The sequence below is a fragment of the Castellaniella sp. genome, from assembly GCF_041677825.1.
GTDB lineage: Bacteria > Pseudomonadota > Gammaproteobacteria > Burkholderiales > Burkholderiaceae_B > Castellaniella.
Genome location: NZ_JBAYPG010000033.1, coordinates 1 through 11,611 on the forward strand (window position 1 = coordinate 1; position 11,611 = coordinate 11,611).

Annotated in this window: 9 protein-coding genes and 1 pseudogene; 3 read left to right on the forward strand and 7 right to left on the reverse strand. The window is 57.5% G+C overall.

The features are described from left to right. Window positions 1-118: 118 nt before the first annotated feature. From WCY17_RS12550 to WCY17_RS12580, 7 genes and pseudogenes are all read right to left on the reverse strand, one after another. On the reverse strand, window positions 119-1,366 hold the full coding sequence (locus WCY17_RS12550) for a branched-chain amino acid ABC transporter substrate-binding protein (protein ID WP_372702535.1): 1,248 nt from the start codon (window positions 1,364-1,366) through the stop codon (window positions 119-121). A 32-nt stretch (window positions 1,367-1,398) separates the two neighbouring features. Then, complete coding sequence (locus WCY17_RS12555) at window positions 1,399-2,091, reverse strand: ABC transporter ATP-binding protein (protein ID WP_372702553.1); 693 nt, start codon at window positions 2,089-2,091, stop codon at window positions 1,399-1,401. After that, window positions 2,084-2,865: pseudogene (locus WCY17_RS12560) on the reverse strand (ABC transporter ATP-binding protein). The gene WCY17_RS12555 and the pseudogene WCY17_RS12560 overlap by 8 nt, the downstream one beginning before the upstream one ends. Then, window positions 2,858-4,147 (reverse strand): branched-chain amino acid ABC transporter permease, encoded by a 1,290-nt coding sequence (locus tag WCY17_RS12565; protein ID WP_372702536.1) that lies wholly within the window; start codon window positions 4,145-4,147, stop codon window positions 2,858-2,860. Before WCY17_RS12565 ends, WCY17_RS12560 begins: the two are co-directional and overlap by 8 nt. Beyond that, window positions 4,148-5,095, reverse strand: a complete 948-nt coding sequence (locus tag WCY17_RS12570; protein WP_372702537.1) for a branched-chain amino acid ABC transporter permease — start codon at window positions 5,093-5,095, stop codon at window positions 4,148-4,150. A gap of 122 nt (window positions 5,096-5,217) precedes the next feature. After that, window positions 5,218-6,405, reverse strand: a complete 1,188-nt coding sequence (locus tag WCY17_RS12575; protein ID WP_372702554.1) for an acetyl-CoA C-acyltransferase — start codon at window positions 6,403-6,405, stop codon at window positions 5,218-5,220. Between the two features lie 50 nt (window positions 6,406-6,455). Next, window positions 6,456-7,052, reverse strand: a complete 597-nt coding sequence (locus WCY17_RS12580) for a TetR/AcrR family transcriptional regulator (protein ID WP_372702538.1) — start codon at window positions 7,050-7,052, stop codon at window positions 6,456-6,458. A gap of 189 nt (window positions 7,053-7,241) precedes the next feature. Here WCY17_RS12580 and WCY17_RS12585 point away from each other — a divergent pair, with 189 nt between their 5' ends. From WCY17_RS12585 to WCY17_RS12595, 3 genes are read left to right on the forward strand one after another with little or no spacing between them, the layout of a single operon-like run. Next, window positions 7,242-8,954, forward strand: coding sequence for a long-chain-fatty-acid--CoA ligase (locus WCY17_RS12585; protein ID WP_372702539.1), 1,713 nt, complete (start codon window positions 7,242-7,244; stop codon window positions 8,952-8,954). Further along, on the forward strand, window positions 8,947-9,753 hold the full coding sequence (locus WCY17_RS12590; RefSeq protein ID WP_372702540.1) for an SDR family NAD(P)-dependent oxidoreductase: 807 nt from the start codon (window positions 8,947-8,949) through the stop codon (window positions 9,751-9,753). The genes WCY17_RS12585 and WCY17_RS12590 overlap by 8 nt, the downstream gene beginning before the upstream one ends. 41 nt (window positions 9,754-9,794) lie before the next feature. Then, complete coding sequence (locus tag WCY17_RS12595; protein WP_372702555.1) at window positions 9,795-11,582, forward strand: acyl-CoA dehydrogenase; 1,788 nt, start codon at window positions 9,795-9,797, stop codon at window positions 11,580-11,582. The last annotated feature ends 29 nt before the right edge of the window (window positions 11,583-11,611 follow it).

Genomic DNA, 11,611 nt, shown 5'->3' on the forward strand with positions numbered 1-11,611 from the left:
AGTTGCGTCTGCAGCCTCGAAAAACCGTTCAAAACAACACGACAAATGCTTCACAAGCATCAACGAGCTGATGGTCACTGAAAAACAGCGATCTCAGCCTGCTGACGAAATATGCGGGCTAGCGCTGAGGGCGCTTCATTTTGCAAATTGTGGGCAACTCGGCCTGCTCAGCCGGTATGACTTCTTCAGTACGCCAGCCGAAGCCTGTATCCTCCTGTTCGAGTTGGACGTTGGAATCGTTGGTCTTGGACCAGGTTGCGATGTATAGCGGCTGCTGGAGCTGGTGGTCGGCTGCGCGCATTTTTATTTTTCCATTCAGACTGTCGAGCTCCATGCCTTCGAGCGCAAACGCCACATCGACAGGATCGTCCGAGTCGGCCTTCTTCATGGCATTGGTGAGCAGGGCCACACCCGAATAGGCCTGCAGCCAGGTCAGGTCATCATCGTACTTTTCCTTGAAGCCTTCGACCAGGTCGCGGCCTTTATAGTCTTCGTTGTTGACGTTCCACACCCCCACATAATTGACATGCTCCAGGCCGCTTTCACCGATGGCGGTGGGCGAACCTTTGAGCACGGCATAATAGGTGTAGAAGTCCGCATCGAGACCGGCATCCCGTGCCGCGCGAATCAGCAGCGCAAGATCGGTGCCCCAGTTCCCCGTGATGACCGTGTCCGCCCCGGAGGCGATGATTTTGGCCACATAGGGCGAAAAGTCCTTGACTTCGCCTATGGGATGCAGATCATCGCCCACGATTTCGACGTCAGGCCGTTTCTCGGCCAGCATCTCCTTGGCCGCCTTGCTGACTGAACGCCCAAACGCATAATTCTGGCCGATGATGTAGACCTTCTTGACATCCTTGTTCTTGGCCAGGTGATTGACCAGCGCCTGCATCTTCATGTCAACGTTGGAGTCCACGCTGAATTGCCAGAAACTGCACTGATCATTCGTCAACCCAGGATCAATGGCACCATGGTTGAGGTAGACCACCTCCTTGCCGGGATTGCGCGCGTTGTGCTTGTTGATGGCGTCTACCAGGGCGAATGCCACCCCGGAACCATTGGCTTGCGCCACGAATCGGTAACCCTGATCTATTGCCCGCTTGAGCTGGCTCAGGCTGTCCTGCACGCCCGCCTTGTTGTCGAAGCCCACGACTTCGAGCTGGTATTTGCCACCCCATCCTTCCTTGTTGGCCAGGTCGGCGATATATTCCCAGGTACGCAGCTGGTTTTCCCCCAGTGCAGCAAAAGTACCTGACAGCGGATCGATCACCGCGAGCTTGACCGTTTCTGCATACGCTGTGGTACCAAAACACAGCCCCAGCGTCACAGCCAGGGTACCAAGTCTCAAATTTACGTTGCGTTTCATTTATGTCTCCTTTTGGTTCACAAGTGTCGTGATCAAACCTCCAACCAGTTCCTGCGCACTTGCTGATCCTGACGCAGGTCATCGGGAGTCCCTTCAAACACGATAGTTCCGCGGCCCATGACATAAAGCCGCTGTGAAATATCGAGTGCGATTGCAAGTTTCTGTTCAACCAGCAAGACAGCCACCCCACGCTGACGCAGAGTATCCAGATACTGTGCGACCAGATCCACGATACGCGGCGCCAGACCCTCGGTCGGCTCGTCGATCATGATGAGCCTGGGGTTGCCCATCAACGAGCGGCAAAGCGTCAACATCTGCTGTTCGCCACCCGACATCACCCCCGCTGGCGTGTGCCGCCGCTCTTTCAGGCGCGGGAACAGTTCGTACATGTCCTCGAAGCTCCACTGCGACTGCTTCCCACGCTGCTGCCCCAGAAGCAGGTTCTGTTCCACGGTGAGGGCAGGGAAGACATCGCGGCTTTCGGGCACATAAGCCAGGCCGCGCAACGCGATCTGATAGGTACGCAGCCCCTTCAGATCATGAGAATCGAAATGGATGGATCCGGTTGAATTGACCAGCCCCATGATGGCTTTGATCGTCGTGGATCGGCCTACGCCATTGCGCCCCAACAGACTTACGATTTCCCCTGGATTGACCACCAGGTCGACCCCGTGAAGCACGTGGCTCTTGCCGTAATAGGCATGCAGCCCGGAGACATCAAGCAAAGACATCGCTGCCCCTTTTCTGCTGGTCCTTGGGTACGCCCAGGTACGCTTCCTGTACCTTGGTATTTGCACGTATGCTGTCCGGTGTGTCGCAAGCGATGACCTGGCCGTACACCACCACCGCCACACGGTCTGCCAGACCGAATACCACACCCATGTCGTGCTCGACCATCAGAAGCGTCTTGCCCATGGTGACTTTCCTGATGAGTTCGATGGCCACGTCGCTTTCGGCACGACTCATGCCAGCCGTAGGCTCATCCAGCATGATGGTGTGGCTGCCCCGGTCACGGCAACACCGATCTCCAGAGCCCGCTGTTCGGCGTAGGTGAGCAGGCTCACCATGACGTCGTGACGGGATTGCAGGCCAATCAATTCAAGAACCTGATGCGCCCGCTCATGCAGCGGCCCGAGCTGGCTGATGCGTTTCCAGAATGTATAGTGGTAACCCATGGACCACATGGCCGCCGACAACAGATTTTCGTATACAGTCTGATTCTGAAACAGATTGGTGATCTGGAAGCTGCGACTCAAGCCTCTACGATAGATGGTCTGGGCATTCATCTTGTCGATGCGCCGCCCATCAAACCAGATTTCTCCAGAGCTCACGGGGATCAACCCGGAAATCAGATGAAAAAGAGTGGATTTCCCGGCCCCATTGGGCCCGATCACCGCCAGGCGCTCATCCCGCCTCACGGCCAGATCCACACCACGAATGATTTCGGTCCGGCCGAATTTCTTGTGCACATCCTTGAGCACGAGAACATGATCAGGCATCCGGCGTACCCCCCCCTGCACGGACGTCATGACCGGCTAGCCGGTCGATGAGCGCCCGTCCAGATGGCTTGACGGCAAGCATGCCAAACAGCAGGATCACAGTGGCGGCCACCCACACCGCGATCCCCTGGCCGAAAGACAGCCCCATGAGTTCCAGGGGCGAAGCGCTGCCACTGGCGCGGTGGTACATCAGTTCGACCAGAAGCACGGTGCCTGAAAGCAGCGCCAGCAAACTGGCCACCAGGCGCGACAGGGCCAGGTATTCGTGCAGGACGACCGCTTTCCTGACCACATCCAGCGTGGGCCTGAACAGGCTGCTGATGCCCCCGGGCGCGTAGACGACCACCAGAATGAATATCAAGCCAAGATACATCTGCCAGCCTGCGGTGTAATCCGGCAGGGCTTTCGTGAGCAGTATGCCGATGATTGCGCCAACAATGGGCCCGATGAAACTTTTCGTACCGCCGATGAAGGTGAACAGGAGCACCATGCTGGATTCATGCAGACCCAGCACTTCTGCAGTTGCAATCTCGAAGTTGATGGCCATCAATGAGCCGCCCACGCCGGCGAACAACCCGGCAAACATCAGCGACAAGTAGCGCAGCAGATGTGGATTGAAGCCGACGAATGCCACCCGTTCCGGATTGTCCCTGACGCCATTGAACAAGCGCCCCAGAGGCGTACGGGTCAGATAGTACGCACCGGCCACACAGAGAAACATCCAGGCCGCAACCAGATAATAGACCTGCAACTGCGGGCCGAAATTCCAGCCGAACGATGCGTCTCCGTAGACACGATCGGTAGAAACCCCACCCTCTCCACCAAAGAATGCCGGAAACATCAGTGAGCTTGCATAAACCATCTGCCCGATTCCCAGGGTGATCATGGCAAAGGTGACGCCAGACGTGCGGGTGATCACGTAGCCAATCAGGGCGGCGCAACCCAGCCCGGTGAGCGCGCCGACCACTGGAATCAAGGGAAGCGGCAGCCAGACTGCACCAGCAGCTGCCGCATTCATGGCGTGCACCGACACGAATGCGCCCATGCCGGAATACGCCGCATGACCGAACGACAGCATGCCTGTCTGGCCCAGCAGAATGTTGTACGACAGCCCCAGCACGATCGCCGTACCCATTTGTGTCAAGTGCGACAAGGCCAGCGATGACGTGAACACGTGTGGCGCCGCGATCAGAGTGGCCGCAAATGCAAGCCAGACGGCCAATAGTCTCTGTGTGGCCAGTGGCCTGGTCCGAGTGGCCGGCAATGATTGTGCTGTCATCATCTAGCTCGCTCGTTTGCCCATCAGTCCGCGTGGACGGAATACCAACATGAGTACCAGCAATGCGTACGGCAGTATGGGTGCGACTTCCGCAAGGCTCACGGCCAGGACGCTGCGGCCAAACGCATCCGGGCCCACTGCCACGCCCAGAAGCGCGAGTACATCCAGCAGGGAACCATCGATTGCCACAGCGAAGGTCTGCATGATCCCGATGAGCAGCGAGGCAAACAACGCACCCATCAATGAACCCATGCCACCCACCACCACAACCACAAAGATGATGGTGCCCAGGGTCTCGGCCATACCGGGCTCCGTGACAAAGGCATTACCGCCTATTACGCCCGCCAGGCCGGCCAACGCACAACCGCCGCCGAAAACCAACATGAATACGCGAGGCACATCATGGCCGAGAGACTCCACCATGTCAGGGTGTGTCAGTGCCGCTTGTATGATCAAGCCGATGCGCGTCCGGGTCAGCACCAGATACAAGGCCAGCAATGTCAACACGGCGATCAGCATCATGAAGGCCTGGTACTTCGGGAAAGAGGTAGAGTAGATCGTGAGCAACGGCCCCTGAAGGCTCTTCGGAATCCCGTACGTCACCGCCGACCGGCCCCAGATGAGCTGCACGGCTTCGAGCATCAGATACGACAAGCCAAATGTATACAGCAGTTCAGCCACATGGCCATACTTGTGCACCGCCCGCAGGCCGTAGCGCTCTACCAGCACACCGGCAACCCCGACAATCAGTGGCGCGATGAAGAATGCAAACCAGTAGCCCGCCAGCGTGCTGATGGTATAGGCCAGGTAGGCCCCCATCATGTAGAAGCTGGCATGGGCGAAATTCAGCACCCCCATCATGCTGAAAATCAGCGTCAAGCCGGATGACAGCATGAACAGCAGCAAGCCATAGCTCAGGCTGTTGAGAAGGGATATGACGAAGAACTCCATTCATGTCTCCTTGTGCCCACTTTCAGTCATGTCTGCTTTTTTCGGTGTTCCGGATAGCGTGGTTTACACGCGTCCTGCTGGCCCCGAAGAGCGATGGCGTCACCCACCAGTGGCCAGTGCCATCATTGCGGGATTTCAAACAAGCCCGCTGCCCCCATACCGCCGCCTACACACATGCTGACCACCGCGTAGCGCCCGCCACGCCGACGCGCTTCAAGCAGTGCATGACCCACCAGCCGCGCACCCGTCATGCCATACGGATGGCCAATCGATATGGCGCCACCGTTGATGTTGCACACGGCAGGGTCTATGCCAAGATAGTCTCGGCAGTAAAGCACCTGGCATGCGAATGCCTCATTGATTTCCCACACATCGATGTCCTTGATGCCCAGGCCGAACCTGTTCAGGAGCTTGGGGATGGCATAAATGGGGCCCAACCCCATTTCTTCAGGTGCACAGCCAGAAACCGCCATGCCCCGGTAAATTCCGAGCGGTGTCAAGCCATGGTTGCGAGCCTCTTCGGCGCTCATGATCACGCAGGCCGCGGCGCCATCAGAGAGCTGGCTGGCGTTGCCTGCAGTGACCACACCACCGTCAATCACCGGGTTCAGGGCAGCGAGACTGTCTGCCGTCGTGCCCGGGCGATTGCATTCGTCACGATCAAACCTGACGGATATCTGTTGTGGTGCATCCGCACCTTTTTCAAAGACTTCATGCAGGACCGTAACGGGGACGATTTCACGATCGAAAAGGCCCTTCTCCTGTGCCGCGGCGGTACGCCTCTGGGATTCCACGGAATACGCGTCCTGAGATTGGCGCGTGATGCCGTATTCCGAGGCGACATATTCCGCGGTCTCCAGCATCGGCATGTAGGCATGTGGCGCAACAGCCGTGACGGCGGGATCGGCCTCGCGAGCCGTCCAGGGCATATAGTCCTTCTGTACCGCAGAGATGTTGTCCTGCCCCCCGGCCACGATGATGTTCATGCCTTCGGATGCAATCTGGCGCGCAGCAATTGCGATGGCCATGAGACCCGAAGCGCATTGCCGATCAACTGTTTGTCCCGGCACAGTGACAGGCAGGCCGGCAGCCAAAGCGGCATGGCGCGCAATATTGCCACCTGCAGTACCCGCCCCAAGAACGGTACCGATCACGACGTCATCGACCGCTGCGGGCTCAACCTGGGCTCTTTGAACAGCATGATGAATGACATGCCCCATCAGTGCGGGCGATCTGGTGCTGTTCAATGATCCACGAAAGGCCTTGCCTATCGCGGTACGCGCTGTGGAAACAATGACGGCATTTCTCATAGTGTTGACTTTCACGTTGTATGCACAAGGTACCCACGGCTCGTGTGCAGCTATTGCGATACCCCAATGATCCTGATGATTTGGCGTGACATTTCGTCAGGGTCATAGCGGCCGTCAGGCTTGTACCAGCTCATCATGGTACGCAAGGTACCTTCGACCACCCTGACCGAAATGGTCGGATCCCCGATCAGCGACCCCGAATCATGACATTGCTGTATGACTGTTTGCCAGGCACAAAAATAACGCTTGCGAAGCGCAATGAGTTCAGCAAGATGTGTCTGTGACACACTGCGCCAGTCAAAATACAGTACGGCGTGGTAATCACCTTCTTCGGCGAAGAAAACCAGCTCTATCTCCTGGCGGATAAAGTAGCGCAGTTTTTCCAACGGTGCGCATTCAGACTGCAGGATGTTCTCATGACGGATGCAAACGGAAATAAATGCCGTACGCAATATCTCCATGAGAATATCTTCTTTGGATTTGAAGTAATGAAACAAGCTTCCGGAGTACAAACCAACTACATCAGCAATCTCTCTTACAGTGGTTGTTTTGAACCCTTTTTCCCGGAAAAGCCGGGCTGCGGCATCCAGAATTCTTTTACGGGTCGTTTCAGCTACTGCCGGTGGATTGTCCAACAAGGCCTCCATCTGGATCTCCACAAAAGATTGCCAGTTTTGGCACTGGCAATGGATCAAGTATAGCGATAGAATTATGCACCAAGCAAGCGCTTGGTACGAATCGATGATCGGTATTATCCCTTGGTTTTCAGGGTGAAGTTCAGAGCAAACCGGTGCCCTTGAACAGCTGACAGCCTCCATTCAAACAAGGTGATGCACATGGCGAGAACCCTTTTTTCGGAGATACGAACAGACACCGCTCGAAGCCGCTGCGGCCTGACCCTGGATACCGTGCTCGCAAGCGGTATCGAAACTGGTGGCATGCAAAGCATCATGACAGACGGCGAAATGCCCCTGAGCTACCATGATCTGGGCCGCCGAATCAGACAATTGGGGCATGCACTGACGGCGCATGGGCTGACCCGACAATCCAGGGTAGCGATTCTCGAACGAGATACGCATCGCTATCTGGAAGCCTATTTTGCGGTACCCATGCTCGGTGCGATATTGATGACCGTCAATATCCGGCTGTCAGTGGACCAGATGCGATATACGCTGGATCACAGCCAGACGGAAATCATTATTACGGCGGCAGAGTTCCTGCCCGTACTGGAACAGATCTATGCGCAGCGAAAGGACATACCCCCCATCATAGTGATCGGGCACCACGCATTCGCTTCGTCCAGCGGCCTGCCGCTGCCCGTGATTTGCGACTATGAGGCCATGCTCACCGCAGCCACTGACGACTTCTACTTCCCCACGGTAGACGAAAACACCGTGGCGACACATTTCTATACCACCGGCACCACGGGGCTGCCCAAAGGCGTGACCTACACACACAGGCAGCTGGTCACCCATACCCTGGCGACAGGCTTTGCATTGGGCACGGCCGATGATTACCAGGCCTTCCGGCGCAATGATGTCTACATGCCCCTGACCCCGATGTTCCATGTGCATGCCTGGGGCCTGCCCTATGTAGCCACCTTGTTGGGTGTGAAGCACATCTATCCTGGCAAGTATGATGCCGCGGGCATCGTGAAACTGGTTCAATCGGAAGGGGTGACGTTCTCGCATTGCGTGCCCACCATTTTGCAATTGCTGCTGGTAGAGATCGAAAGAAATGCACTCGATCTCACGGGCTGGAAAATCATGGTCGGCGGCGCCGCCATGTCGCCGGCACTGGCCAAACGAGCCATGGCGGCCGGCCTGCAAGTGTTTACCGGATACGGCATGTCGGAAACATGCCCTGTCATCAGTTTTGCCAGAACATCGAAAAATGAGGCCCTGAGCCAGCCCGAAAAGCTGTGTCGCGTAGGCCATGCCATGCCACTGACCGAGTTGAGGATCCATGGTTCCAATGACCCCGGCAAAGACCATCGTGGCGAACTGGTGGCTCGCGCCGTCTGGCTGACCGACGCGTACTTTCGCGACACGCAAATGTCGGCCACGCTCTGGCAGGATGGCTTTCTGCACACGGGCGATGTCGCGGTACATGACGACGATGGCGCGTTTCGCATCGTTGACCGAACCAAGGACATGATCAAGACGGGTGGTGAATGGCTATCCTCTCTCGATCTTGAAGCCCGGATCGCAGAGCATCCCGACGTCGAGGAAGTGGCGGTTATCGCAAGGCGCGACGAAAAATGGGGAGAACGTCCCTGCGCGTTTGTCAAACTCAGACCATCCACACCCGAACAACCCGCTTCCGGCGACGCCCCCAGCAAGGCTGCAGAGATACGCGAGATCCTGCAGCAGCGGATCCACGAGGGCCGTCTGCCACCCTATGCCATTCCCGATGAGTTCCATTTCGTCGACATGTTGCCTCGTACCAGTGTGGGCAAGCTGGACAAGAAAAACCTGAGAGCCATGCTCGAACAAGGCACAGAAAAGTCGCCAACAGATCCAGCACCACAAGGAGGCCAGCATGGCTGAGGACACACAGACGCCGGTCGCCCTGCACGACCCCACCCAGGCATTCAAGCTGGCGGGCAAACTGGTCCTGTTGACGGGCGCCTCCAGCGGCATTGGCCGTCAGCTGGCGGCTGAATTCGCCGGCGCAGGGGCCGCAGTGGTGCTGTGCGCCCGGCGCCAGCCAATGGTCCGCGCGGAAGCAGACCGCCTGCGCCAGCTCGGGGCCGTGGCTACAGGGCTCGCCCTGGATGTCTCGGATCTGGCGTCGATAGAACGCGCCTTTGCGGATACATACCGGGAATACGGCCGGTACCCGGATGTATTGATCCAATGCGCTGGCACCATGTTGCTCAAGCCTTTCCTGGAACAGACACCAGACGATTTCGACCAGATTCTGGATACCAATCTGCGCGGCGCCTTTTTCGTCGCGCAGCGTGCCGCAGCCGAGATGGTCCGCCAGGGCGGTGGCTCCATCATCCACATGGCCTCAACTGCCGGGATCAGGCCAGGCGGCCACCTGTCCAGCTATGGGGCCAGCAAGGCGGGCCTCATCCATCTGTCCCGAGTCATGGCGTTCGAACTCGCCAGATACAAGATCCGCGTGAATGTCATATGTCCGGGAAATATCCAGACCGACATGCACACAGCGTTCGAAGACGCCGGATTCACCGACGCCCTGGTCAAACGCATACCACAGCGCCGTTTCGGAATCAGCGAAGATCTGGTGGGCGCCGCACTGCTGCTGGCGTCGGACGCCGGCAGTTACATGACAGGCTCGGTGCTGGTGGTCGACGGCGGCCAGACTGTCCATTCTCTTTGACAAGACAACAGGTGGGCGCCGTGAGGGAAACGCTGGGCTTCATGATGTATGACTGGTTGAATGTCGAGGTGCTCACCAGTCGCGCGCGTTACATTGCATACAATCGCGAAATTCTGGACTCCATACTCGATGTCAGCGAAAAAATCGCTGCAGAGAAATTCGGGCCACTGAACCGCCTGATCGATCAACAGGAGCCCGCCTACATCGATGGCCAGGCGATACTGCCTGATGGCGTAGCCGACGCACTGGACGCGTATGCCGCCTCAGGCTTGCTGGCAGCCGGCCATGATGAAGAGGTAGGCGGGATGCAATTGCCCTATGTCATCGACATGGCTGCCCATTCTTTTTTTGCTTTGCACAGCATCAGCCTTTCTGCCTTCGGCATGCTCACCTGCGCGAACGCGAATTTGCTGATGGCTTATGGCAGCGAGGCCCAAAAGGCAGCATTTGCACTGCCCCAGCTGCAAGGGCGCTATTCGGGCACAATGTGTCTCAGTGAGCCGCAAGCAGGATCCAGCCTGGGCGATATCACCACCAGGGCCGTACCCGATGGCGCCAACTATCAGGCGCACACGCTGGGGCCCCGGTACCGTATCAAGGGCAACAAGGTCTGGATATCAGGCGCGGGGCACCACCTGACAGACAACATCATTCACCTGGTGCTTGCGAAAATCCCCGATGAAAATGGCGATTTGCCACTGGGTACCAAGGGAATATCCCTGTTTGTAGTACCCGGGTTTCTCGTGAATGAAGACAGCGAGCTGGACGGCAAGCCCAACGATATTGTACTTGCCGGGCTCAATCACAAACTCGGCTATCGCGGTATTCCCAATACCCTGCTGAATTTTGGCGATTCAGCTGGGGCAATCGGGTACCGCATTGGCAATGCGGGGCAAGGCCTCGCAATCATGTTCCACATGATGAATGAAGCCCGCATCAATATCGGCATGGGCGCCGCCATGCTCGGTCAGGCAGGGTACAAGGCGGCGCTGGAATATGCTCGCACACGACGTCAGGGGTACCTGCGCTCCATGAACGGCACAAGGCGCGACCGGCAGCAGGCAAGAATCATCGAGCATGCAGATGTCAAGCGGATGCTCCTGGCCCAGAAATCACTCAGTGAGGGCGCGCTGGCACTGGTCCTGTACTGTGCCCGTCTGGTCGATGACAAACGCACCGGCGGCCCGGTCGAGCAAAGGCGGGCCACTGTGCTGCTTGAACTCCTGACCCCTATCGCCAAGAGCTGGCCAAGCGAATGGTGCCTCGAAGCAAACAGCCTGGCAATCCAGGTTCTCGGGGGAGCTGGGTATACGCGTGATTTTCCCGTGGAACAATATTGGCGCGACAATCGCCTGAACATGATCCACGAGGGCACGCACGGCATACAGGCGACCGACCTGCTGGCCCGCAAGATCAGGCAAAACAATGGTGAAGCCTTTTATTTGTGGGTGGCCGAGGTCCGAAGAACTGTTTCAAGCTGTGCCACCACCCACACAGAGCTCGAGCCATTTGCGCGCCAATTGGAACATGATCTGTCGTGCCTGATCGAAACCACACAGAAGTCCTGCCAGGACAGCATGTTCGACCTGGCCCTTGCCCACGCTACACCCTACATGCAGGCTTTTGGCCATATTGTCATTGCCTGGCTGTGGCTGGACGTCGTGCGCGCCGTACTGGATCACCCCGGTCTGGATGCTTCATTCCGTGCAGGAAAGCAGGCAGCGATGAAGTATTTCTTCGCCTGCGAGCTGCCGAAATCAGCCCATTGGTTGAATCTGATACTCAAGGAAGATGCCACGGTGCAGACCATGGCGGAAGACTGGTTTTAGGAACGCTGGGCACGCGATCCCGGCAAACA

Excerpts from the sequence above, each read along its gene's own strand:
- WCY17_RS12550 (WP_372702535.1), bottom strand. The coding sequence starts at position 1,366 with ATGAAACGCAACGTAAATTTGAGACTTGGTACCCTGGCTGTGACGCTG.
- WCY17_RS12565 (WP_372702536.1), bottom strand. The coding sequence starts at position 4,147 with ATGATGACAGCACAATCATTGCCGGCCACTCGGACCAGGCCACTGGCC.
- WCY17_RS12570 (WP_372702537.1), bottom strand. The coding sequence starts at position 5,095 with ATGGAGTTCTTCGTCATATCCCTTCTCAACAGCCTGAGCTATGGCTTG.
- WCY17_RS12575 (WP_372702554.1), bottom strand. The coding sequence starts at position 6,405 with ATGAGAAATGCCGTCATTGTTTCCACAGCGCGTACCGCGATAGGCAAG.
- WCY17_RS12580 (WP_372702538.1), bottom strand. The coding sequence starts at position 7,052 with ATGGAGGCCTTGTTGGACAATCCACCGGCAGTAGCTGAAACGACCCGT.
- WCY17_RS12585 (WP_372702539.1), top strand. The coding sequence starts at position 7,242 with ATGGCGAGAACCCTTTTTTCGGAGATACGAACAGACACCGCTCGAAGC.
- WCY17_RS12590 (WP_372702540.1), top strand. The coding sequence starts at position 8,947 with ATGGCTGAGGACACACAGACGCCGGTCGCCCTGCACGACCCCACCCAG.
- WCY17_RS12595 (WP_372702555.1), top strand. The coding sequence starts at position 9,795 with ATGATGTATGACTGGTTGAATGTCGAGGTGCTCACCAGTCGCGCGCGT.